At 54.8% G+C, this 23,130-nt stretch carries 21 protein-coding genes and 1 tRNA gene; 9 read left to right on the top strand and 13 right to left on the bottom strand.

Features of this window, described 5'->3' with window-relative positions; translation table 11 throughout:
- Positions 1-105: 105 nt before the first annotated feature.
- A complete protein-coding gene (gene mnmC, locus SK54_RS08890; RefSeq protein ID WP_017383450.1) occupies positions 106-2,103 on the top strand; it encodes a bifunctional tRNA (5-methylaminomethyl-2-thiouridine)(34)-methyltransferase MnmC2/FAD-dependent 5-carboxymethylaminomethyl-2-thiouridine(34) oxidoreductase MnmC1 in 1,998 nt (665 codons plus the stop codon).
- Between the two features lie 58 nt (positions 2,104-2,161).
- Here the strand turns inward: mnmC and SK54_RS08885 are convergent, their stop codons facing one another.
- Genes SK54_RS08885 through prmB form a run of 6 tightly spaced genes read right to left on the bottom strand, consistent with a single transcriptional unit; the run spans position 2,162 to position 6,713 of the window.
- Positions 2,162-2,440, bottom strand: coding sequence for a YfcL family protein (locus tag SK54_RS08885; RefSeq protein WP_017383451.1), 279 nt, complete (start codon positions 2,438-2,440; stop codon positions 2,162-2,164).
- Positions 2,441-2,453: 13 nt separating this feature from the next.
- Positions 2,454-2,999 (bottom strand): elongation factor P hydroxylase, encoded by a 546-nt coding sequence (locus SK54_RS08880; RefSeq protein WP_003861390.1) that lies wholly within the window; start codon positions 2,997-2,999, stop codon positions 2,454-2,456.
- On the bottom strand, positions 2,999-3,808 hold the full coding sequence (locus SK54_RS08875; protein WP_003861386.1) for a sulfite exporter TauE/SafE family protein: 810 nt from the start codon (positions 3,806-3,808) through the stop codon (positions 2,999-3,001). The genes SK54_RS08880 and SK54_RS08875 overlap by 1 nt, the downstream gene beginning before the upstream one ends.
- Complete coding sequence (mepA, locus tag SK54_RS08870; protein WP_015572248.1) at positions 3,808-4,632, bottom strand: penicillin-insensitive murein endopeptidase; 825 nt, start codon at positions 4,630-4,632, stop codon at positions 3,808-3,810. Before mepA ends, SK54_RS08875 begins: the two co-directional genes overlap by 1 nt.
- A gap of 2 nt (positions 4,633-4,634) precedes the next feature.
- Positions 4,635-5,720, bottom strand: a complete 1,086-nt coding sequence (gene aroC / locus SK54_RS08865; RefSeq protein WP_015572247.1) for a chorismate synthase — start codon at positions 5,718-5,720, stop codon at positions 4,635-4,637.
- Positions 5,721-5,780: 60 nt separating this feature from the next.
- On the bottom strand, positions 5,781-6,713 hold the full coding sequence (gene prmB / locus SK54_RS08860; protein ID WP_003861381.1) for a 50S ribosomal protein L3 N(5)-glutamine methyltransferase: 933 nt from the start codon (positions 6,711-6,713) through the stop codon (positions 5,781-5,783).
- Positions 6,714-6,858: 145 nt separating this feature from the next.
- Between prmB and smrB the strand changes: the two genes are divergently transcribed.
- Positions 6,859-7,410, top strand: a complete 552-nt coding sequence (smrB, locus tag SK54_RS08855; protein ID WP_015572246.1) for an endonuclease SmrB — start codon at positions 6,859-6,861, stop codon at positions 7,408-7,410.
- Positions 7,411-7,456: 46 nt separating this feature from the next.
- Here smrB and sixA read toward each other — a convergent pair whose 3' ends face one another.
- The 4 genes from sixA to SK54_RS08835 all read right to left on the bottom strand — a co-directional run bounded on the left by sixA (position 7,457) and on the right by SK54_RS08835 (position 12,122).
- Positions 7,457-7,942 (bottom strand): phosphohistidine phosphatase SixA, encoded by a 486-nt coding sequence (gene sixA, locus SK54_RS08850; RefSeq protein WP_003861375.1) that lies wholly within the window; start codon positions 7,940-7,942, stop codon positions 7,457-7,459.
- 209 nt (positions 7,943-8,151) lie between these two features.
- Positions 8,152-10,299, bottom strand: coding sequence for a fatty acid oxidation complex subunit alpha FadJ (gene fadJ, locus SK54_RS08845; RefSeq protein WP_048219712.1), 2,148 nt, complete (start codon positions 10,297-10,299; stop codon positions 8,152-8,154).
- On the bottom strand, positions 10,299-11,609 hold the full coding sequence (gene fadI / locus SK54_RS08840; RefSeq protein ID WP_017692982.1) for an acetyl-CoA C-acyltransferase FadI: 1,311 nt from the start codon (positions 11,607-11,609) through the stop codon (positions 10,299-10,301). Before fadI ends, fadJ begins: the two co-directional genes overlap by 1 nt.
- 228 nt (positions 11,610-11,837) lie before the next feature.
- Positions 11,838-12,122 carry a YfcZ/YiiS family protein gene (locus SK54_RS08835; protein ID WP_017383455.1) on the bottom strand — a complete coding sequence of 95 codons (285 nt, stop codon included), beginning with the start codon at positions 12,120-12,122 and terminating at the stop codon, positions 11,838-11,840.
- 372 nt (positions 12,123-12,494) lie between these two features.
- Between SK54_RS08835 and fadL the strand changes: the two genes are divergently transcribed.
- Positions 12,495-13,778: a long-chain fatty acid transporter FadL gene (fadL, locus tag SK54_RS08830; protein ID WP_017383456.1), complete on the top strand. Its 1,284-nt coding sequence runs from the start codon at positions 12,495-12,497 to the stop codon at positions 13,776-13,778.
- Positions 13,779-13,820: 42 nt separating this feature from the next.
- Here the strand turns inward: fadL and mlaA are convergent, their stop codons facing one another.
- Positions 13,821-14,573: a phospholipid-binding lipoprotein MlaA gene (gene mlaA, locus SK54_RS08825; RefSeq protein WP_003861365.1), complete on the bottom strand. Its 753-nt coding sequence runs from the start codon at positions 14,571-14,573 to the stop codon at positions 13,821-13,823.
- 314 nt (positions 14,574-14,887) lie between these two features.
- On the opposite strand from mlaA, the gene SK54_RS08820 reads away from it, so the two are divergent.
- On the top strand, positions 14,888-15,817 hold the full coding sequence (locus tag SK54_RS08820) for a formate/nitrite transporter family protein (protein WP_017383457.1): 930 nt from the start codon (positions 14,888-14,890) through the stop codon (positions 15,815-15,817).
- Between the two features lie 75 nt (positions 15,818-15,892).
- Positions 15,893-15,964, top strand: a tRNA-Arg gene (locus SK54_RS08815).
- A 13-nt stretch (positions 15,965-15,977) separates the two neighbouring features.
- On the opposite strand, the gene SK54_RS08810 is transcribed toward SK54_RS08815, so the two are convergent.
- Positions 15,978-17,357, bottom strand: a complete 1,380-nt coding sequence (locus SK54_RS08810) for a diguanylate cyclase (protein WP_048247047.1) — start codon at positions 17,355-17,357, stop codon at positions 15,978-15,980.
- Between the two features lie 268 nt (positions 17,358-17,625).
- On the opposite strand from SK54_RS08810, the gene lpxP reads away from it, so the two are divergent.
- Both lpxP and ypdK read left to right on the top strand, forming a co-directional pair.
- On the top strand, positions 17,626-18,546 hold the full coding sequence (gene lpxP, locus SK54_RS08805; RefSeq protein WP_026080619.1) for a kdo(2)-lipid IV(A) palmitoleoyltransferase: 921 nt from the start codon (positions 17,626-17,628) through the stop codon (positions 18,544-18,546).
- A 359-nt stretch (positions 18,547-18,905) separates the two neighbouring features.
- On the top strand, positions 18,906-18,977 hold the full coding sequence (gene ypdK, locus SK54_RS22495; RefSeq protein WP_099458937.1) for a membrane protein YpdK: 72 nt from the start codon (positions 18,906-18,908) through the stop codon (positions 18,975-18,977).
- Positions 18,978-19,035: 58 nt separating this feature from the next.
- Here ypdK and alaC read toward each other — a convergent pair whose 3' ends face one another.
- Positions 19,036-20,271 (bottom strand): alanine transaminase, encoded by a 1,236-nt coding sequence (gene alaC, locus SK54_RS08795; protein WP_017383460.1) that lies wholly within the window; start codon positions 20,269-20,271, stop codon positions 19,036-19,038.
- A gap of 386 nt (positions 20,272-20,657) precedes the next feature.
- Between alaC and SK54_RS08790 the strand changes: the two genes are divergently transcribed.
- Positions 20,658-22,355 carry a sensor histidine kinase gene (locus tag SK54_RS08790; RefSeq protein WP_032619300.1) on the top strand — a complete coding sequence of 566 codons (1,698 nt, stop codon included), beginning with the start codon at positions 20,658-20,660 and terminating at the stop codon, positions 22,353-22,355.
- A gap of 13 nt (positions 22,356-22,368) precedes the next feature.
- Positions 22,369-23,100, top strand: a complete 732-nt coding sequence (locus tag SK54_RS08785; protein ID WP_015572237.1) for a LytR/AlgR family response regulator transcription factor — start codon at positions 22,369-22,371, stop codon at positions 23,098-23,100.
- Positions 23,101-23,130 lie beyond the last annotated feature (30 nt).

The raw sequence follows: 23,130 nt of genomic DNA, 5'->3' as shown, positions 1-23,130 counted from the left end.
CACTTGTACGCCGAACAAGTCCGATCAGCCATTTTCTGTGGAAATTTGCACCGATGGGCTCACATCGCTAAGATCGTGCCACTGCCTGTCGGACGAGTAACTTACGTGAAACAAAACGCCATACAACCTGCCAACCTCGAATTCAACGCTGAGGGTACACCTGTTTCCCGAGATTTTGATGACGTCTACTTTTCTAATGATAACGGACTGGAAGAGACGCGCTATGTCTTCCTCGAAGGAAATCATCTCAGCACCCGCTTCCCTGAGCATCCGCGCAGCCTGTTTGTCGTAGCGGAGAGCGGTTTCGGCACCGGGCTGAATTTTCTGACCCTCTGGCAGGCGTTCGACCAGTTTCGCGCTGCCCACCCCGAGGCTACCTTACAAAGATTACATTTCATCAGTTTCGAAAAATTTCCGCTTACCGCGCACGATCTGCGGCTTGCCCATCAGCGCTGGCCGGAGCTTACCCACTGGGCGGAACAGCTTCAGGCCCAGTGGCCTCCGGCTATCGGCGGCTGCCATCGTCTGATTCTGGACGACGGACGCGTCACCCTCGACCTGTGGCTGGGCGACATTAACGACCTGACCGATAAGCTCGATGACTCAATGAATCAGAAGGTGGACGCCTGGTTCCTGGATGGTTTTGCGCCCGCCAAAAACCCGGACATGTGGAGCCCGCACCTGTTCAGCGCCATGGCACGTCTGGCGCGCCCGGGCGCGACGCTTGCTACCTTCACCTCGGCGGGATTTGTTCGCCGTGGGTTGCAGGAGGCGGGGTTTACCATGCGGAAAACCAAAGGCTTTGGCCGCAAACGCGACATGCTGGTCGGGGTGATGGAACAGGATCTGGCGATCCCGGCGCAGGCCCCCTGGTTTGCCCGTCGCGCCAGCACCTCGCGTGAGGTCGCCATTGTGGGCGGGGGTATCGCCAGCGCCCTGCTCTCGCTGGCGCTGCTGCACCGTGGCTGGCAGGTGACGCTCTACTGCGCTGACGAGGCGCCGGCGACGGGCGCATCAGGCAACCGTCAGGGCGCGCTTTATCCCTTATTAAGTTCACACGATCCGGCACTGTTCCAGTTCTTCCCGGCGGCGTTTACGTTTGCTCGCCGCCTTTACGATAGCCTGCCGGTTGCGTTCGACCACAACTGGTGCGGCGTGACGCAGCTCGGCTGGGACGAGAAGAGCCAGCAGAAAATCACACAAATGCTGTCGCTGGGTCTGCCGGAGGCCATCGCCCATGCCGTCACGGCGCAGCAGGTTGCAGAGACCGCTGGCGTCGACACCGGCTGCGGGGGTATTCAGTATCCACTCGGCGGCTGGCTGTGTCCGGCTGAACTGACTTCTGCGGCGATAGCCCTCGGGCAGTCGCGTGGGTTGACAGTGCATTATGCCCATAAGGTTCAATCGCTAAGCCGCACTGCGCACTGGAATTTGCGTTTCGCTAACGGCAAAGAGGCGCAGCATGCCAGCGTTGTGCTGGCCAACGGGCATCATATCAGCCAGTTTACCCAGACAGCGTCATTGCCGGTTTATCCGGTCGGCGGCCAGGTAAGCCATATTCCTGCCGCCCCCCAACTGAGCAAACTGCGTCAGGTGCTGTGTTACGACGGCTACCTGACGCCGCAAAACCCGTCCAACGGCCATCACTGCATCGGTGCCAGCTACCATCGCGGTGAAACAGATATGCAGTACAGCGAAGCGGATCAGCAGCAAAACCGCCAGCGCCTGCTCGACTGTTTCCCGGATGCGTCGTGGGCAAAAGAGGTGAATGTCGGTGAGGGTCAGGCGCGCTGCGGCGTACGCTGCGCGACCCGCGATCACCTGCCGATGGCGGGAAACGTGCCGGACTATGACGCCACGCTTGAAGTCTATCAGGATCTTGCTGACAACAAAGAAACGGCGGTAAGTGCTCCCGTTCACCCCGAGCTGTTTATGCTGGGTGGCTTAGGCTCGCGGGGATTATGCTCCGCGCCGCTGCTGGCTGAAGCGTTAGCCGCGCAAATGAGCGACGAGCCGGTTCCGCTGGACAGGGTTACGCTCGCGGGGCTGAATCCAAACCGACTGTGGGTGCGGAAATTGCTGAAGGGGAAAATGGTCAAGTAGGGTGCGGTCTGGTACCCTCACCCCGGCCCTCTCCCTGTGGGAGAGGGCGGTGATACACTTACTTCGCTTTCGCCTGCTGGAACAAATTGTCCCACATGCCCAGCACTAAAGACTGGTCGCGCGGAGAGAGTTCCCCGGCCAGAATGGCTTTTTCCAGGCTGCGAGTGACTTCCGCGTGAACGGCGTCGGCAGAGTGATCGTCCCCGGCTTCCAGCGCGGCTACCGCCAGCGTCAGGTGACCACGCAGATAACCGCTGGCGAACAGCTCATCATCACTGGCGTGTTCCACCATGTCATCAATTAACGCCAGAATGCGTGATTCAAATTCTGCGATCATCTTCTTTCCTCTGTTAAAGATCTTCCGGCCAAGGGAAGCATTCCGCCGTGATCTCCGGCGTGTGGTAATAATTCTGTAAAGCCTCGATCAAGCGTGCCGGACGTGCCGGGATGCCTTTCTCAAGATATTCCATCACCTGCGCATGAACGCGGCGCTGGAAGACGATACGGTCTGGCTCGAAGTCGCCTTCGAGATTGTCACAGCTTACGTTGAACGGGAAACCCGCCGCTACGCAGAACAGCCATTCGAGCGCCTGAGGTTTCACCTCCACATCTTCGAACTGCCCCTGGGTGGCGGCGTCGCGCCCGTCCGGGCAGTACCAGTAACCAAAGTCCACCAGCTCGCGACGCGCTTTCCCGGCGATACACCAGTGCGAAATTTCGTGCAAACCGCTGGCGTAAAAGCCGTGGGCAAAGATGATGCGGTTATACGGAACCTCGTCATCAGCTGGAAGATAGATCGGTTCGTCGTCGCCTTTAATCAGACGGGTATTAAAATCATCAGCGAAACAGCTATCGAAGATCTCAATCAGCTGTTCGTAGTTATGCGTACTGTTCATTAGTTCATCCCCAACCAGGTGAGGATCTCCTGTCCATGGCTGTCATAAAGAAGTTTGGCGCTCATCACCGCCGAGACGACAACAATCATCGGGCGGATCAGCTTTTGTCCTTTGCTTAATACCAGACGCGAGCCTGCGCGCGCGCCCAAAAACTGCCCTGCCATCATCACAAACCCGGTTGCCCATATAACCTTGCCGCCAATGATAAACAGCAGCAGACCGCCAACGTTGGAGGTCGCGTTGAGGACTTTGGCGTGGGCGGTGGATTTGGCGAGGTTGAATCCGGCCAGCGTCACGAATGCCAGCGCATAAAACGAACCTGCCCCCGGGCCAAAGAAGCCATCGTAAAAACCGACGCAGCCACCGGCAATCAGCGCAAACGGCAGGCCGTGAAGACGACGCTGTCGATCTTCTTCCCCGAGCTTTGGCATCAGCAGGAAATAGAGGCCGATACAGATAACCAGCAGCGGCAGGATCTGGCGCAGAATGTCGGACTGTACGTGCTGGACCAGCAGCGCACCCGCCGTTGAGCCAATAAACGTCATCAGGATATTGAGCTTCTGATCGGCGAGATTCACCACTTTGCGCCGGATAAAATAGAGCGACGAGGAGAGCGAACCGCCACACGCCTGGAGTTTGTTGGTGGCAAGCGCCTGGGCAGGGCTCATGCCTGCCGCCAGCAGCGCCGGAACGGTGAGCAACCCGCCGCCGCCCGCCAGGGCATCGATAAATCCGGCTAACATCGCAACAAAAAAGAGCACTGCCAGCAGCAGCGGTGACACCATGAACAGATCGACGAAATTATCCATTAAAGTACATGCTCATCCAGTAGCGCCTGGCAGGAAGGCGGCAACGGAGGCGGTGTCTTCTTCTCAGGCTTAGAGGTTCCAGGCTTGGCCGGTTCAAACCAGCTTTGCAGTTCGTAACCACAACCATCGCCAGGCGGTGGCAGCGGCTGATCTTCACATTCCAGGCTGTTCGCCGGACAGCGCAGGCGAACATGCATATGCGCCCGGTGCTGGAACCACGGGCGCACTTTACGCAACCAGTCGCGATCCGTTCCCGCATCCAGGCAAAGCTGCTGCTTGATGGCCGGATTAACAAAGATCCGCGTGACGTCGTTATCCTCTGCCGCCAGCTTAATCATGCTGGAAATTTCCGGCGACCAGCGCGAGGCGACGACCCGTTTACCGTCGGCCGAGACCAGATCCAGCGCCTGCGGTTTCAGCAGCTGCGCTGAGCTCCAGCGCGTTTTCGGCAATTGCAGGAAGATATCCACATCCAGTCCGGTCTGGTGGCTGGCGTGACCGCCGTTGAAGCGACCACCGGCAGGCATCCCCATATCGCCAATCAGCACCGTCCCCAGCCCCAGGTTATGCACCTGGTTGCCAAGACGCTGAATAAACAGCAGCAGGTCAGGATGGCCGAAATAACGGCGCTGATCGGTACGCATCACCTGATAAGTATCCGACTGCAACGGCAGCGCCTGCGCACCGACGATACACCCGTTGGAGAAAGCGCCAATGGACTGCGCACTCCCCGCTACCGGGTGGGTGATTTTCTGCCACGGCGTAGCGGCCAGGCTTGCTCCACTGGCCAGCAGCGCCAGCAGAGCGATTGCGGTTTTTTTCATAGTTACCAGCGTGGAATGGTGGTCGTCACATCCGCATTCTGCGCGCGCTGGCGCAGGAAGTGATCCATCAGCACGATTGCCAGCATCGCTTCTGCGATCGGCACCGCGCGGATCCCCACGCACGGATCGTGACGCCCTTTGGTGATCATCTCAACTTCATCGCCAGCGCGGTTAATCGTGTGGCCCGGGACGGTAATGCTGGACGTTGGTTTCAGCGCAATATTGGCAATAATTTGCTGCCCGCTGCTGATGCCACCCAGAATGCCGCCCGCATGGTTGCTCTGGAAACCCGCCTTCGTGATTTCGTCGCGGTTCTGGCTGCCGCGAAGCTTGACCACGTCAAAACCGTCGCCGATTTCAACGCCTTTCACCGCGTTGATGCTCATCAGCGCGTGGGCGATGTCGGCGTCAAGGCGGTCAAATACCGGCTCGCCCCAGCCAGCCGGCACGCCGTCGGCCACCACGGTGACTTTCGCACCAATGGAGTCGCCCTCTTTTTTCAGGCCACGCATCAGCTCATCCAGCGCGTCCAGCTTGTCGGCATCGGCGCAGAAGAACGGGTTGAGCTCTACTTGATCCCAGTCTTTGATTGCCAGCGGAATGTCGCCCATCTGGGACAGACAGCCGCGGATAACGATGCCGAATTTCTGCTGGAGATATTTTTTGGCAATTGCCCCTGCCGCCACGCGCATCGCGGTTTCACGCGCGGAAGAACGTCCGCCGCCGCGATAGTCGCGAAAGCCATATTTTTGTTCGTAGGTATAGTCGGCGTGACCAGGACGGAAAACGTCCTTGATAGCACCATAGTCCTGAGAACGCTGATCGGTGTTTTCGATCAGCAGACCAATGCTGGTCCCGGTGGTGCGGCCTTCAAAGACGCCAGAGAGAATTTTAACCTGGTCCGGCTCGCGACGCTGCGTGGTGTAGCGAGAGGTACCCGGGCGACGACGGTCAAGGTCATGCTGTAAATCGGCTTCGGTCAGTTCGATGCCTGGCGGGACGCCATCAACGATACAACCCAGTGCCAGACCGTGCGACTCGCCAAAGGTGGTCACACGGAATACCTGTCCAATACTGTTTCCTGCCATCACGGCTCCGATGTTGTTGTTTGTGTTTGAGCGTTGTGAAACGGGCCGAAGCCCGCTGGATTAATCTTTGTAAATGCTGAAGTATTCGCGTGCATCAAGCAGTTGCGCCTTGGTCAGCATAAAGACGCCGTCACCGCCGTTGTCGAACTCAAGCCAGGTGAACGGCACATCCGGGTACTGCTCTATCAGATGTACCATGCTGTTGCCTACTTCACAAATCAGAACGCCGTCGTCGGTCAGATAATCCGGCGCGCACGCCAGGATGCGGCGGGTCAGCTTCAGCCCGTCAGAACCTGACGCCAGGCCCAGCTCCGGCTCGTGACGATACTCGTTCGGCAGGTCGGACATATCTTCTGCATCCACGTACGGCGGATTGGTGACGATCAGGTCGTATTGCAGCGTCGGCAGGTCGCGGAACAGGTCAGAGCGGATAGGCGTGACGTGATGAATCAGCCCGTGCTCTTCAATGTTGTGTTCGGTGACGGCCAGCGCGTCGGTGGAGATATCGACGGCGTCCACTTCCGCTTCCGGGAAGGCGTACGCGCAGGCAATGGCGATGCAGCCGCTGCCGGTGCACATATCAAGAATGTGCTGCGGCTGATGGTTAATCAGGCCGTCAAAATGGTTGTTGATCAGCTCGCCAATCGGCGAACGCGGCACCAGCACGCGCTCATCAACGTAGAATTCGTGGCCGCAGAACCAGGCTTTGTTGGTCAGGTAAGCCACCGGAATGCGCTCGTTTACGCGACGGATCACGCGCTCAACGATGCGGTGTTTTTCACTGGAGGTCAGGCGCGCGGTGCGCATGTCTTCCGGAATATCCAGCGGCAGGTAGAGAGACGGCAGCACCAGCTGCACGGCCTCATCCCACGGATTGTCGGTACCATGTCCGTACCAGATATTGGCGGCGCTGAAGCGGCTAACCGACCAGCGCAACATGTCCTGTATGGTATGCAGCTCGTTTACTGCTTCATCGACAAAAATTTTATCCACTCTTTCCTCCAGGGCATGCTCGCATAATTTTCGGCGGCTAGTTTGCCATGAAGACGGCGATAAATCAGCAATGACGCGTACCGCTTGAGGTTAAAAAATGCGTTTAGTCGGGTACACTATCGGAAATACGAGATGAGAATGACGAATGAAAAAGAAAACATCGCTCAGCGAGGAGGATCAGGCTCTATTCCGCCAGCTGATGACCGGGACGCGTCAAATCACGCACGACACCATTGTCCATCGCCCGCAGCGTAAAAAAGTCAGCGAGGTACCGGTCAAACGGTTGCTCCAGGAGCAGGCCGATAACAGCCACTATTTTTCAGATGAGTTTCAGCCGCTGCTAAATACGCAGGGTGCGGTGAAATACGTGCGCGAAGACGTCAGCCATTTTGAACTGAAAAAATTACGCCGGGGAGATTATTCGCCGGAGCTGTTCCTCGATCTGCATGGGTTGACCCAGATGCAGGCGAAACAGGAGCTGGGGGCGTTGATCGCGGCATGTCGTCGCGAGCATGTTTTTTGCGCCTGCGTGATGCACGGCCACGGCAAACATATTCTTAAGCAACAGACACCGCTGTGGCTGGCTCAGCATCCACATGTGATGGCTTTTCATCAGGCGCCAAAAGAGTACGGCGGAGATGCCGCATTGCTGGTATTGATTGAGGTGGAGGAGTGGCAGCCGCCAGAATTGCCCTGACAGGATGGCGGGAGGCACGCTGCACCCCGCCATATCGCACGTCACGTCAGATGGCTTTTGCCATCTTCAGGTTGCACGGACTCATTTGCCAGTTAAAGACCCCTTTGCCGGTTTCGTCGAGGGTGACGTTGGCAATGGCGGACGTTGTGAACATCGGTGGCGTTTCGCCCGGGCACAGCTCAGATACCAGATAGCCGACCAGCGGCAGGTGGGAAATGACCAGTGCGGAAGCGACGCCTTCATTGCACAGCGCCTGAAGGTAAGCACTGACAAGGCCAACATCGCCACACGGCGTGAGTTCAGGGAGAACATCCACACTGGATGGCAGGTTCATACACTCCCCTACCACATCCAGCGTCTGTTCTGCCCGCAGGAACGGACTCACCAGAACGCGTTCAATGTCCACTTTTTGACCTTTAAGCCATGTCGCCATCTGACGGGATTCGTCGCAGCCACAGACGGTTAAAGGACGTACTGAGTCACTGGCGGCATCGAGTGCCGCGTCGCCGTGACGCATGATAAAAACTTGCATATTGCACCGCTTTTGTTAACCAGAATCACCGGCGTTAACTACCCGCGATTAATGCTCTGAGGTAGAAAACCCGATGGCCGGGCATTGTGCCTGATCCATTCGGTGAATGAAACGCTGTTTTTTACCTCAATGGCGTAAGTATAGTCAATCTCTGTTTACAATTTCGCCAGAACAGGTTCCATCACCTCAGGATTTACCCTTCTTTGACTTCAGTTTACGCAATCAGTTTCCCTTGCGGGCCAGAATGTCTGACCCCGTTCCGCCATCTGCAATAATTCGTCACAAGGTGTAAACCGTGGACCATATTGCGAGGCCAGACGTTGCAGGATCGCAACCACTTCACCCGCCCCGAGGGTATCCATATACCGGAACGGACCGCCAAGGAATGGCGGAAAACCGATACCAAACACGGCGCCGATATCGCCGTCGCGCGCGCTTTTGATCACCTGCTCACCAAAGCAGCGCGCCGCTTCATTGAGCATCATCATCACGCAGCGCTCAGCACACTGAACCGCCGACAGTTTTCCCTGACCCGTGACAGGAATAAGCGCATAAACCGAAGGGTCGACCTGTTTCTTGCTTTTACGCCCTTTCACGGCGTAAAGATAGAAACCGCGTTCATTTTTTCTGCCTTTGCGATCGTCCTTCAAAATTGCAGAAACAAAGTTTGCAGGCGGCGCAAAACGATCGCCATAAGCCGCTTCCAGCACAGGGATAATTTTAGTCCCCGTATCAATTCCTACCTCATCCAAAAGTTGGATTGGGCCGACGGGGAAGCCAAACTTCACCAGGGCGTCATCGACGTGCTCAATTTTCTCCCCTTCCGTCAGCAACCGCATCGCTTCGTTAATGTACGGCGCCAGAATGCGGTTGACGTAGAAGCCGGCTTTGTCCGCGATCACAATCGGGGTTTTGCCCTGTTTTTTCGCCAGCTTCACCACGGTGGCAATAGTTTGCGGGCTGGTTGTGGCATGTGGAATAACCTCCACCAGCGGCATTTTTTCGACAGGGCTGAAATAGTGCAGCCCTATCACCTGCTCCGGGCGCACGGCTTTCGCCGCGATGTCGCCGATCGGCAAAGACGAGGTGTTTGACGCGAAAATAGTGTGCGGCGCGCAATGCTGTTCAACGTCCGCCACCATCTGCTGCTTAAGGGCGAGATCTTCGAACACGGCTTCAATCACCAGATCGCGGTGTGCAAACCCACTGTAGTCGGTGGCGCCAGTGATCATCGCGAGGGTTTTATCACGCTCACTGGCCTTGATATGGCGGCGCTTCACTTTGCGATCAAGGTTCTGCCAGCTGTACTGCAACGCGTGGTTGATACCCTTTGGGTTGATATCTTTGATACGTACGGGCAATTTGCCTTTGCTGGCGGTGACAAATGCGATGCCGCCGCCCATCAGCCCACCACCCAGAACGCCAACGGCGCGCAGCGGAGCCGGTTCAGCTTCACTGCCCGGATCTTTTTTAACCTCCGTGCTGGCAAAGAAAATGCCGCGCAGCGCCTGCGACTGCGGCGTCATCGCCAGCTCGCCAAAGGCTTTCGCTTCCGCAGCATAACCGCTGCTGCTGCCCTGCGATAAACCGGTTTCAATCACCTTCAGAATGCGCGTCGCTGCCGGATAGTTCCCTTTGGTTTTTTGCTCGGTTTTTTTACCCACCATATTGAACAGCAGCGTACGCCCCAGCGGCCCGGCGAGGATACGCTCGCGCACCGGCAGAGGGCGTTTCGCCTGACGACCTTTCAGCGCCCGCTCAACGGCGGCCTCAAGCAAGATGGCGTGCGGAACGACCTCATCAACCAGACCCGCCTTTAACGCCTGACGGGCGCGCAGCTGTTTACCGGTTAAAATCATCTCCAGCGCCGTACTGACGCCCACCAGACGCGGCAGGCGCTGCGTGCCACCTGAACCGGGCAGCAATCCAAGCTGTACCTCCGGCAGTCCGAGTACGGTTTTCGCATCGTCGGTACAAATGCGGCTGTGACAGGCCAGCGCCAGCTCAAGCCCACCGCCCAGGCAGGCCCCGTGGATCGCAGCGACAACGGGTATCGACAGCGCATGGATCTCCGCCATTACCTGCTGCCCCTGACGCGCCAGGTCTTCTGCTTCCTGAGCGCTTTTCGCCCGGGCAATCATGTTGATATCGGCCCCGGCAATAAAGTTATCCGGCTTTGCCGAGATAAATACCAGGCCACGTATCGCTTTGTTTTCGCGGATCTGTCTGAGCATCGCACGCACCTGAACGCCGAACTCGGCCTTCAGGGTGTTCATCTTTTCGTCGGGTACATCAATGGTGATAACAGCCACGTTATCAAGGCGAACAGCCAGATTAAATGCAGATGTCGTTTCCATTATTCAGCCTCCAGAACCATTGCTGCACCCAGGCCACCCGCCGCACAGGCGGTAACGAGACCAAAACCGCCGCCGCGGCGACGCAGCTCGTGCAAAGTCTGAGTTATCATTCTCGCGCCGGTCGCCGCAAATGGATGGCCGTAGGCGATGGATCCGCCAAGCACGTTAAACTTACTCTGATCCACTTCGCCGGTCGCGTGGGCGCGGCCCAGTACATCGCGCGCGAAGCGCTCGCTTGCCAGCAGCTGAATGTTTGCCAGGGTTTGTGCGGCAAAGGCTTCGTGCATATCGATCAGGGTTAAGTCAGCCAGCGTCAACCCCGCACGCTCCAGCGCCAGCGGCGTGGACCAGGCCGGACCGAGCAGCATGTCCTGCCAGACATCAATGGCGGTAAAGGCGTAGCTACGCAAATAGCCCAGCGGTGTTATGCCAAGCTCTTTCGCCCGGGATTCCGTCATCAGGATCACGGCGGCGGCACCGTCCGTCAGTGGCGTACTGTTGGCCGCCGTAACGGTGCCATGTTTACGATCAAACGCCGGGCGCAGTTTTGCGTAATCCTCCAGCGTCGAGGTGCCACGGATATTGTTATCTTCCACCAGCGGTTCGCGGAAAGGCGGGATGTAAGCCGTCATCACCTCGTCGGCAAGTTTGCCTTCCGACCACGCCTTCGCAGCGAGCTGATGCGAGCGATGCGCCAGTGCATCCTGCTGTTCGCGGGTAATACCGTAGGTTTTTGCCATCTGCTCGGCAGTGTCGCCCATACGCAGGCCGGTGGAGTATTCAGCAACGGCAGGTGGCACGGGCATGAGGTCGCGCAGACGTAAACGCGAGAAGAGTTTGAGCTTCGCACCGGTGGTCCGGGCTTTGTTGGCATCCACGAGGATGCGGGCCAGCTGTTTGCTAACACCGATGGGCAGCACGGATGAGGAATCCGCGCCGCCGGCGATCCCCGCGCGAATGGTCCCCGCCATCAGGCTTTCCGCCACGTTCGCCACCGCCTGGAAACTGGTGGCGCAGGCGCGGCTGACGCTGTATGCGTCGGTGTGAACATTCATGCCGGTGCCCAGCACGATTTCACGTGCGATATTGGGCGCTTCCGGCATTTGCACCACCTGGCCGAAAACCAGTTGCTCAATAACCTCTGGCGGGATCTCGCTGCGAGCAAGCATCTCCCCCACCACCATTTTTCCCAGATCGACAGCCGGTATACCGTGAAACGCGGTTGCCTGACGCGCAAACGGCGTACGTAACCCGCTGACAATGGCAATGCGGTCACCGTGTCGGGTGATAAGCGGTAATGCCTGACTCATAACACTCCCCTGTAAAAAAATTTTGCGCACACATTAAGTGGTCTGACCTGATAATAGTCTTAACTATTTTTTTACATTGAGCCAATCGGGGAAGCGAAAAATTGCGAGCTAAGGCACAGAGAAGAAAAAGAAAATGCCCCTGCATGGCAGAGGCATTTGTGAGATTTGTTGCCGGGTTGCGGCGTTGCCTTACCCGGCCTACACGATCGTAGGCCCGTGCAAAAAGTATTAACGCAGGCCCAGCTGGAAGATCAGCGTTTCTGCTTCGCAGGCGAACACAAAGTCGATATCCAGCCGCACGCCGCCTTCCACTTCCGTGAAGGTGGATTTGATTTCACACGGATCGGATTCGACTTCACGCGCGCGCTGGCTCAGCGCGGCCAGCGTCTCTTCCGCTTCAGCGCGGTTAGGGAATACGCGGCTGTAAGAGGCGGTGCAATCGGTGTTGTCCATAATGGTGCCAACATCCATACAGCAGCAAACCGGGGTTTCATCAGCACTGCATTTACTCATAGCTCAATTTCCTCTGTATTCGCGCAGGGCGCGAGATAAACACGATGCGTCTATTTTACGCCCCCGGACGAGCCCCCTCCAGCCGTTAATGGCGCAAAATCGGATAAGTGAGCAATATCACACTAAAAAATGATCTTAAACAAAATTCTCCTTTTCAGGGGAATCGCACTGGTCACAATTTTGCCAACCAGATCTCGTTTCAAGAAACATATCTGAAAATATTAATAAACAAACTTGCAACATCCCAGCTGGTCAGACCTATACTCTCGCCACTGGTCTGATTTGTAAGTCATACCTCAGACCCTACACTTCGCGCTCCTGTTACGGTATGTAACAATTATTGAATAAAAATAACTCAATGAGGTTATGGTCATGAGCCAGAAAACCCTGTTCAAACAAACTGCTTTAGCAGTTGCAGTGGCAATCGTCTCAACGTCCGCCTGGTCAGCGGGCTTCCAGTTAAACGAATTTTCTTCCTCTGGCCTTGGCCGTGCGTATTCCGGGGAAGGTGCGATTGCCGATGACGCAGGCAACGCGAGTCGTAACCCGGCACTGATCATGATGTTTGATCGCCCTACCTTCTCTGCCGGTGCGGTTTACATCGATCCTGATGTCAATATTTCTGGCAAATCTCAGTTCACCGGCGCAGATCTGAAGGCGGATAACATTGCGCCGACCGCGTGGGTGCCTAACCTGCACTTTGTTGCGCCAATCAATGAACAGTTTGGTTGGGGTGCCTCTGTCACCTCTAACTATGGCCTGGCAACGGAGTTCAATAACAACTATCCGGCCGGGGAATACGGCGGTAAAACCGACCTGACGACCCTGAACCTCAACCTGAGCGGCGCATATCGTCTGAACGATAACTGGAGCTTTGGTCTGGGCTTTGATGCTGTCTACGCCGATGCAAAAATCGAGCGTTACTCCGGGGAGCAAACTGCTGCACTGCCGAAAAACAGCAATAAAATTGCCAGCCTGAAAGGTGATGAATGGGGTTACGGCTGGAACGCCGGTATCCTGTATGAACTGGATAAAAACAACCGCTGGGGTCTGACCTATCGCTCAGAAGTGAAAATTGATTTCGATGGCGATTACAAAAGCGGCATCCTGAGCCCAGTCAACGGTATGGTCCCAGGCGCGGGCACCACCATTCCATGGGGTACCTCGAATCAAACCGTACCGGGTTCACTGTCGCTGCATCTGCCAGAAATGTGGGAAGTGTCAGGTTATAACCGCGTTGCGCCGCAGTGGGCAATTCACTACAGCCTCGCGTATACCAGCTGGAGCCAGTTCGAGGAGCTTAAAGCCACCGGCAGCAACGGCCAGACGCTGTTCTATAAAGACGAAAGCTTCCACGATGCTTACCGTATCGCGCTTGGTACGACCTATTATATGGATGACAACTGGACGTTCCGTACCGGCGTGGCATTTGATGACAGCCCGGTACCGGCCGATAAACGTTCTATCTCCATTCCGGATCAGGACCGTTTCTGGGTGAGTGCGGGGGCAACCTACGCGTTCAACGAGAATGCCTCTATCGACGCGGGCGTGTCGTACATGCATGGCCAGAAGGTGACCTTCCAGGAAGGCCCGTACGAGTTTTCCTCTGAAGGTAAAGCCTGGCTGTTTGGTACCAACTTCAACTACGCGTTCTAATCCCAACACGATTAAAAAAGGTGAGCATTGCTCACCTTTTTTTTATTCCGAATCGATATCTTTTAATTCGTTCTCGATGGCTTTCGCGTTCGGATTATCTTCCGGCTTCAGCTTACCGCCGTTGGCAATAAAGTCATGGTTCTGGAAGTAGGCCTCGCGGACCATGATGTACGGATCGGAAGACTGACGCAGCAGACCATCAGAATCCAGCAGTTGCGCACGCGTTTCAATTCCTTCCACGGTCCATTTACCAATCGACAGCGGCCAGGTGAGCCATGACAGTACAGGATACAGCGTATCCACCATGTCGCCGCCATCATCACGCACGGTAAAGCTGCCGTAGAATGGCAGGTGCACATACGGACCATAACCTACGCCATAGTGACCCAGCGTGCTGCCGAAACGGTGCGGCTGTTCACGCTGTAATTTCGGGTTCGCCATGCCCGCGACATCAATTAAGCCGCCCATACCCAGCAGGGAGTTCAGGAAGAAGCGGGTGAAATGCACCATCCCCTGATACGGGTCGCCCTGGAGGAAGTAGTTCACCATAACCGCTGGCTCTTCCAGGTTACTGGTAAAGTTGCTCAGCCCGTTACGCGCCGGCTGCGGAACATAGTCACGCCATGCCACGGCAACCGGACGAACCAGATATGGATCCAGCACATTATAGTTAAAGCTGTACATTGAACGGTTAAATCCTTCGAGAGGATCGGAGCGTCCCGTTTGCTCGCCAGAGCTGGCGCAGCCCACAAGCATTGTTACGCCCAGCGCAAGCGCCGACAGCCGAAGCTTCATAAATTTCTCCCTGTTCAATATGGCTATCGTTGAATGCCATCTGTGACGGAGCCTGAGATGCTCCGCCTGAAACGTGCAAGTGATTGTAACAGCACGCTTACCGATGTCTACGAGGACAATGACGACCCGCTCGCGTCATCACGCTAATTTCAGCATAGCCTGTCTTTCGGAATTCGTTTCGCTGGCAATTTTATATTGGCTTTGAAAGAGATGTCTCACCTTTATTGCCATTTTCAGCAATTTAAGAGCATCCCCACGGGGAAAGCGCTAAAAGCCGCTACGCTTAAATGAGCAATTACCCCGAAGGAGCTGTTATGAAAGACATTAGCGAAGAGAAAATTGGTGAAAGCAAAGAGGAACATGAGATTGAAAGCGAGGAGAAAGACCGGGGAGAAGAGATAGAAGTCGATGAAGATCGCCTGCCGTCGCGCGCCATGGCTATTCATGAGCATATTCGCCAGGACGGGGAAAAAGAGATGGAGCGCGACGCGATGGCCCTGCTGTGGTCAGCCATTGCAGCCGGTCTGTCGATGGGTGCCTCTCTGCTCGCCAAAGGGATATTTCACGTTCAGCTGGAAGGCGTACCGGGCGGGTTTTTGCTGGAAAATTTAGGCTACACGTTCGGCTTTATTATCGTCATTATGGCGCGACAGCAGCTTTTTACGGAGAATACCGTCACTGCCGTACTGCCCGTCATGCAAAATCCGACCCTCGGTAATTTCGGTTTACTGATGCGCCTGTGGAGCGTCGTGCTGCTGGGGAACCTGATCGGTACGGGCATAGCCGCCTGGGCGTTCGAGTATATGCCAATATTTGATGAACCGACCCGCGACGCATTTGTGAAAATTGGCATGGATGTGATGAAAAACACGCCGGTTGAAATGTTCTCTAATGCCATAATTTCCGGCTGGATCATCGCCACTATGGTCTGGATGTTCCCGTCAGCGGGCAGCGCGAAAATCGTGGTGATTATCCTGATGACCTGGCTTATCGCACTCGCCGATACCACGCACATTGTTGTCGGAACCGTGGAGATCCTTTATCTGGTATTTAACGGCACACTCCACTGGAGCGACTTTTTCTGGCCGTTCGCCCTGCCAACCCTCGCAGGCAACATTTGTGGCGGGACCTTTATCTTTGCGCTGCTGAGCCATGCGCAAATCCGTAACGACATGTCCAACAAGCGTAAGGCCGAGCTTAAGGCTCAGGAAAAAAAGGATAAAACTGCCGAAAAATCGGCGTGAACGGTGACTCTTTGACCAGTCAGGCGGCAATGCGCTTAACGAAAAGTGTAAATAACGCTATACTCTTGCCGCTTCGTCCCCTTAGTTAAATGGATATAACGAGCCCCTCCTAAGGGCTAGTTGCAGGTTCGATTCCTGCAGGGGACACTTCTGTCTTTCCTTACGCCCCCTTCCAAAGCTCCACGCAGTTTCGGCCACGCCGTTTCGCGCCGTATAAGGCTTCATCCGCCGCCTGAATCAATCGCTCGTAATCGGGATGCCCGTTGAACATCGCAACGCCTATCGAGAGGGAGAGCGGGATAATATCGCCGGTTGGGGAGTTAACCTTGATTTTTTCCACCCGCCTGCGGATACGCTCGGCAATTCGCAGCGCGTCCACCTCTGAGATTTCCGTTAGCACAATCAGAAATTCATCGCCGCCGTAGCGAAAAACGTAATCACAGGTTCGCACGTTGTCGTAGAACGCGCCGGAGACTTTTCGCAGGATCTCGTCCCCGGTATTGTGCCCCCAGGTATCGTTGATTTGTTTAAATTTGTCGACGTCAATCAGCAGCGTCGAGAGCTTTGTTCCCGCCCGGGTGGCGTGCAGGATTTCGCGTTTGAAGATGGTTGGCAGAAAACGGCGATTCAACAGGCGGGTCAGGACATCAACCCCCACCTCGTGTCGCGACACTTCGTCAAACAGTTCGCGCAAAAGCGTGATGATTTGCGAGAGGGTATTACGCATTCGCTGCAAGAATTTATCCCGCTGCGCTTTATTACTCAGACCCTGCCCTGCAAGACGGACCTCGTTAAAAAGGTCATCGAATTCCTGAATCAGACGAGAGATATGACCGGCCTCAGCGATGCCGCTGAAATAGTGCCGACCTTTATGGCTAAACCACAGTCCAAATTCAGACTGCCCCAGCGGCAGACTGTTGCCGATACTGGAATTAAGCGTGATCTTATACAGAAGCACCATTTCCCATGACAGCAGCGCCGCGGTCTGTCTCTCCTTCTCCTCTTCTGCGTTCTCCATTAAGGAAAAGATGCGATAATTTTCGTCCTCTTTCGCCGCATTGTTCTCGCTAAATACATAGGCCCGCGACATCACTTCCATGGCCAGATCGATACTGTTTATCGCGTAGTGATAAATATGCAGCTTCACCTCAGGCGAATGGGCGCTGGTAGTAATGACAGGTAACAGCAGCTTTTTCAGAACACGGAAGCCCATTTCAACTAAATCAACCGAAATACCAATACGGGCATGAACATCCGCAGCGCGCTGCTGCGCCCGCATCTGCTCTTCAACCTGATCCACACGGCATGAGAGCACATCAATAAGCCAGCGACGAAGCGCCTCCTGAAGCTGCCTCTCCACCTGTTCGGTTGTCAGGAATTCAGCTGCCGATGGATCTGCCAGCACAACACGATAGAATTCAGCGACCAGGGGAGTTGCGTTGTCTCTGGCAAGCTCAGTCGCAAGCCGATGCACATCGGGATCGGTTTCATTAATCAGCTTCACCCACTCTTCTTTCACCGTTTGCAGGTAGGTTTCCATGGTCTGCACCTTCAGGAGACATGCGGGAACGCAGATTTAACAATAGCAAAATCAAACCACTCCGCAATTGCCGCTTTTTTAAACAAAAACGAGTGATGGCTCATAATGTATAACGGTGCTACATTATGCCGCCCACCCAAGTCAGCAATGGCCAGGCAACGTCGTAAAGAACGGTAAAGCCTGCAACCATGACCTCGTCCTACGGTCTCAATGGCACGTGGTATCGCGAAGTCTGCGCTACCTTCACAGGCTTCACATAGGTTCCACTATTTTGTCTCAATCCAAATTTCAGCGGGCGTTTCTGCACCCGCGCTACTGGTTTACATGGTTCGGCCTTGGCGTGCTTTGGCTGCTGGTTCAACTTCCATATCCCGTGATCCGTTTCCTGGGTTCTAAGCTCGGCAGCGCATCGCGTTACTTTCTTAAGCGTCGTGAATCCATTGCCCGAAAAAATCTCGAACTTTGCTTTCCGCATTACAATGCCCAGCAGCGCGAAACGCTGATTGCGGAAAACTTTAAATCTATCGGTATGGCGCTGCTTGAAACCGGTATGGCCTGGTTCTGGCCAGACGAGCGTGTCCGTAAATGGTTTGACGTGGAAGGCCTGGATAACCTGAAACGTGCTCAGATGCAAAACCGCGGCGTGATGGTTGTGGGTGTGCATTTTATGTCGCTTGAGCTGGGCGGCCGCGTTATGGGTCTTTGTCAGCCAATGATGGCAACCTATCGCCCGCATAACAGCGCGCTGATGGAATGGGTACAAACGCGGGGCCGCATGCGTTCAAATAAGGCGATGATCAGCCGTAACAATCTCCGCGGTATGGTTGGCGCCCTGAAAAAAGGGGAAGCCGTCTGGTTTGCCCCGGACCAGGACTACGGTCCTAAAGGCAGCAGTTTTGCTCCTTTCTTTGCGGTTAAAGATGTCGCTACGACGAACGGTACCTTTGTGATTTCACGTCTCTCAGGCGCCGCGATGTTGACGGTGACCATGGTCAGAAAAGCGGATAAGTCAGGCTATCGTCTGCATATCTCCCCAGAGATGGCGAACTATCCTGAAGATGAGAGTGAAGCCGCGACCTTTATCAATAAGGTGATTGAGTTTGAGATTATGCGTGCACCTGAGCAGTATCTGTGGATGCACCGCCGCTTTAAAACCCGTCCCCTGGGCGAAGCCTCACTCTATATCTGACCCCTTTCGAAGGTTAGTTTCGCTAAGAAACTAACCTTTTCAAACACCTGTAATCGCAGTGCGTAACGGCTTTTTTCGACCGTCGCTCAACAGGCATTTATTGCGTACCGAAATCAAACTGTCGCCGTTCCACGACACTCGTAAGTGTAGGAAAGTATTTAAAAAAATGCCTCTTGTCACTCCTGAAATTTAGGCGTACATTAGCGCCGTCTGGCGACAGGAAAGCACAGAATTCAGAGCTGAAGTTAGCGACGTCACGGGATAATTCCGATTTCCCCTTTCGCATGATTTCAACTCTCTATACTCAGTTGGACTCTGTTTTTTTAATGCGTACCGGAAGATACGCGGAGCGATGAAACGTGAAATATTTCTTTATGGGCATTTCGGTTATTGTTTTAGTTTGGGCCGGAACGTTTGCTCTGATGATCTAGTTAAGAAAATGCAGTCAAAAAAACAGGCGCCGTTGGCGCCTGTTTTTTTTGTTGTCCGTTACGACTCGGGTTGTTCCGCAACGCTCTTCGCTGCAAGCAGGCCATCCGCGCGGAACATGCTTTTAATGCCCCGCACTGCCTGACGGATACGGTCGCTGTTTTCAATCAGCGCGAAACGCACATGCGTGTCACCGTAGTCACCAAAGCCAATGCCTGGAGAGACGCAAACCTTCGCGTCCTGAAGCAGTTTTTTAGCAAATTCCAGAGAACCCATCGCCGCATACGGCTCAGGGATTTTCGCCCAGACGTACATAGAGGCTTTAGGCATTTCCACCATCCAGCCTGCTTCATGAAGCCCTTTTACCAGCACATCTCGGCGGCGTTTATACTGAGCGGCAATATCGAGCACGCATTGCTGATCCCCTTCCAGCGCCGCGATGGCCGCGACCTGTAACGGCGTAAAGGTGCCATAGTCATGGTAGCTTTTAATACGCGCCAGGGCGCTCACCAGCGTTTTGTTTCCCACCATAAAACCAATTCGCCAGCCCGCCATGTTGTAGCTTTTCGACAGGGTGAAAAACTCAACCGCCACATCACGGGCACCCGGTACCTGCATAATTGACGGCGCTTTCCAGCCATCATAAACGATATCGGCGTAGGCGAGATCGTGTACCACCAGCACGTCGTAACGCTTAGCCAGCGCGACCACTTTCTCGAAGAATTCAAGTTCAACGCATTGTGCTGTTGGGTTTGACGGGAAACCGAGGATCATCATTTTCGGCTTCGGATAGCTTTCACGAATCGCCCGTTCCAGCTCGTTAAAGAAGTCGACGCCTTCCACCAGCGGGACAGAACGCACCTGCGCGCCAGCGATCACCGCCCCATAGATGTGAATCGGGTAGCTTGGATTCGGCACCAGTACGGTATCGCCGTGATCCAGCGTCGCCAGCATCAGGTGGGCCAGCCCCTCTTTGGAGCCAATGGTCACAATCGCTTCACTTTCAGGATCGATATCGACCTGATAACGATCCTGATACCAGCGGGAGATCGCCCGACGTAAGCGTGGAATGCCGCGTGAGGTGGAATACCCATGGGTATCAGGACGCTGCGCAACCGTGCAGAGTTTCTCAACGATATGCGGCGGCGTTGGGCCGTCAGGGTTACCCATACTGAAATCGATAATGTCTTCGCCGCGCCGACGCGCAGCCATTTTCAGTTCAGCAGTGATATTGAAAACATAAGGGGGGAGACGATCGATACGCGTAAAACGGCGTTCAGGACTGAATTCAGCCATAGATTCCTCAGAGTCACGTTAGCGCCCGGACCGTCCGAGCGACGCTGCCACCCGTGTGGCGTGCTTAGAAAATAACCTGAAGAAAAAGACGCTGTCGAGAGGATAACGGCAAAACAATATTTTGCGCTAAAACGGGAATGTGATTGCAGTGAAAAGCGGAACTCTTATCGCGAACAGGCAGTTTTAAGCGCTACGATTTAACACAATATTTTCAGTATCGTTACCTGACGTTTCTCCCCAAACGGAAAAGCACCGGCTTTCAGTCAAAAGCCAGCAATCCCCTTTGAGAATTATGGTTTTTCCCCATTTGATAAATCTGATGGATAGCTGGTCATCAGGCCCTATGTTTTCTATCATAGATTTTTCCCGTTTTCCCAGGCCTGACCGTGCACGAAATCTTCAATATGCTCCTGGCGGTGTTCGACCGCGCGGCATTAATGCTGATCTGTCTCTTTTTCCTTATCCGCATCCGCTTGTTCCGCGAACTGTTGCATAAATCTGCCCATTCGCCAAAAGAGCTGCTGGCCGTCACGTTTATCTTTTCGATGTTTGCCCTGTTCAGCACCTGGTCCGGGGTGCCGGTAGAAGGCTCGCTGGTGAACGTGCGCATCATCGCCGTCATGTCGGGCGGGATCCTCTTTGGTCCCTGGGTTGGGATTATCACAGGCATCATCGCCGGCACCCATCGATACCTGATTGATATTGGCGGCGTGACGGCAGTCCCCTGCTTTATCACCAGCATTATTGCCGGGCTGCTCTCGGGCTGGATTAACCGCAAAATCCCGAAAAAGCAGCACTGGCGTGCAGGGATTATCGCGGGGATGGTCTGCGAAACGCTGACCATGATCCTGGTCATCGTCTGGGCGCCAACCGTTGCGCTGGGTCTGGATATCGTCTCGAAGATCGGTATTCCTATGATCCTCGGGAGCGTCTGTATCGGTTTTATCGTGCTGCTGGTGCAAAGCGTGGAGGGCGAAAAAGAGGCCAGCGCCGCGCGTCAGGCCAAGCTGGCGCTGGATATCGCCAACAAGACGCTGCCGCTTTTCCGACACGTTAACGCCGAATCTTTACGTCAGGTTTGCGATATCATCCGCCGTGATATTCACGCCGATGCGGTCGCCATCACCAATATTGACCACGTGCTGGCTTACGTTGGCGTCGGGGAGCACAATTATCGCGACAGCGACGATACCATCAGCCCGACCACCAGACAGGCGATTAACTACGGAAAAATCATCATTAAAAACAATGATGAAGCCCACCGGACGCCAGAGATCCACTCAATGCTGGTGATCCCGCTGTGGGAAAAAGGCGTGGTCACGGGGACGCTGAAAATTTACTACTGCCATGCGCACCAAATCACCTCCTCGCTCCAGGAGATGGCGATTGGCCTGTCGCAGATTATCTCCACTCAACTTGAGGTTTCGCGTGCAGAGCAGCTGCGCGAGATGGCAAATAAGGCAGAGCTGCGCGCCCTGCAAAGCAAGATCAATCCCCATTTCCTGTTTAACGCGCTGAACGCTATCTCCTCTTCCATCCGTCTGAATCCGGATACCGCGCGGCAGCTGATATTTAATCTGTCGCGCTATCTGCGCTACAACATTGAGCTAAATGACGACGAGCAGATCGACATCAAAAAAGAGCTGTATCAAATCAAGGATTACATCGCCATCGAGCAGGCACGCTTTGGCGATAAGCTCACGGTCATTTACGATATTGATGAAGAGGTCAGTTGCGTGATCCCAAGCCTGCTGATCCAGCCTCTGGTGGAAAACGCCATTGTTCACGGTATTCAGCCGTGTAAAGGCAAAGGCGTAGTAACGATTAGCGTGACGGAAAGCGGTAACCGCGTGCGCATCGCCGTGCGCGATACCGGGCACGGCATCGATCCGAAAGTCATCGAGCGCGTCAAATCAAACGAAATGCCGGGCAACAAGATCGGACTGCTGAATGTGCATCACCGGGTCAAACTGCTGTACGGTGACGGGCTGCATATTCACCGTCTTGAGCCGGGCACCGAAATTGCCTTTTATGTTCCGAATGAGCGAACGCCCGTGAATGCCCCGATATCCTTGTTGCCGTAGGCCGGAGTAACAGATGAAAGTCATCATCGTAGAAGATGAATTTCTGGCTCAACAGGAGTTGAGCTGGCTTATCAAAACCCACAGCCAAATGGAGATTGTTGGCTGTTTTGAGGATGGTCTGGACGTGCTGAAATTTTTACAGCATAACCGGGTCGACGCGATATTCCTCGATATTAATATTCCGTCGCTGGACGGCGTCCTGCTGGCGCAAAATATCAATCAATTCGCCCACAAGCCGTTTATTGTGTTTGTCACCGCGTGGAAAGAGCATGCCGTGGAAGCCTTCGAGCTTGAGGCGTTTGACTATATTCTGAAGCCGTACCAGGAGTCGCGTATTATCAGCATGCTGCATAAGCTGGAAGCCGCGTGGCAGCAGCAAGCATTACCCGCCAGTGCCAGCCCGGTAGCGCGGGAAAACGACACGATTAATCTGGTGAAGGACGAACGGATCATCGTCACGCCTGTCGACGATATTTACTATGCCGAAGCGCATGAAAAAATGACGTTTGTCTATACGCGGCGTGAATCCTACGTCATGGCGATGAACATCACCGAATTCTGCAATAAACTCCCGGCCGCTCACTTCTTCCGCTGCCACCGCTCGTTCTGCGTCAACCTGAACAAGATCCGCGAAATCGAACCCTGGTTTAATAACACCTATATTTTGCGGCTGAAGGATCTGGATTTTCAGGTGCCGGTAAGCCGCAGCAGGGTGAAAGAGTTCCGCCAGCTCATGCACCTGTAGCGCGTTCCCTCTCCCGCAGGAGAGGGGAAT

Origin of the sequence: Enterobacter sp. MGH120, from assembly GCF_001037725.1 — a bacterium.
In the GTDB taxonomy this organism is placed as follows: Bacteria; Pseudomonadota; Gammaproteobacteria; order Enterobacterales; family Enterobacteriaceae; genus Enterobacter; species Enterobacter hormaechei_C.
This window is presented reverse-complemented; position numbering and strand designations above follow the sequence as displayed.

Coding starts and splice junctions, on each gene's coding strand:
- mlaA (WP_003861365.1), bottom strand. CDS start 14,573: ATGAAGCTTCGGCTGTCGGCGCTTGCGCTGGGCGTAACAATGCTTGTG.
- smrB (WP_015572246.1), top strand. CDS start 6,859: ATGAAAAAGAAAACATCGCTCAGCGAGGAGGATCAGGCTCTATTCCGC.
- SK54_RS08875 (WP_003861386.1), bottom strand. CDS start 3,808: ATGGATAATTTCGTCGATCTGTTCATGGTGTCACCGCTGCTGCTGGCA.
- SK54_RS08880 (WP_003861390.1), bottom strand. CDS start 2,999: ATGAACAGTACGCATAACTACGAACAGCTGATTGAGATCTTCGATAGC.
- SK54_RS08820 (WP_017383457.1), top strand. CDS start 14,888: ATGAAAGACATTAGCGAAGAGAAAATTGGTGAAAGCAAAGAGGAACAT.
- alaC (WP_017383460.1), bottom strand. CDS start 20,271: ATGGCTGAATTCAGTCCTGAACGCCGTTTTACGCGTATCGATCGTCTC.
- fadI (WP_017692982.1), bottom strand. CDS start 11,609: ATGAGTCAGGCATTACCGCTTATCACCCGACACGGTGACCGCATTGCC.
- fadJ (WP_048219712.1), bottom strand. CDS start 10,299: ATGGAAACGACATCTGCATTTAATCTGGCTGTTCGCCTTGATAACGTG.
- SK54_RS08835 (WP_017383455.1), bottom strand. CDS start 12,122: ATGAGTAAATGCAGTGCTGATGAAACCCCGGTTTGCTGCTGTATGGAT.
- SK54_RS08885 (WP_017383451.1), bottom strand. CDS start 2,440: ATGATCGCAGAATTTGAATCACGCATTCTGGCGTTAATTGATGACATG.
- sixA (WP_003861375.1), bottom strand. CDS start 7,942: ATGCAAGTTTTTATCATGCGTCACGGCGACGCGGCACTCGATGCCGCC.
- SK54_RS08785 (WP_015572237.1), top strand. CDS start 22,369: ATGAAAGTCATCATCGTAGAAGATGAATTTCTGGCTCAACAGGAGTTG.
- mepA (WP_015572248.1), bottom strand. CDS start 4,632: ATGAAAAAAACCGCAATCGCTCTGCTGGCGCTGCTGGCCAGTGGAGCA.
- aroC (WP_015572247.1), bottom strand. CDS start 5,720: ATGGCAGGAAACAGTATTGGACAGGTATTCCGTGTGACCACCTTTGGC.
- SK54_RS08810 (WP_048247047.1), bottom strand. CDS start 17,357: ATGGAAACCTACCTGCAAACGGTGAAAGAAGAGTGGGTGAAGCTGATT.
- fadL (WP_017383456.1), top strand. CDS start 12,495: ATGAGCCAGAAAACCCTGTTCAAACAAACTGCTTTAGCAGTTGCAGTG.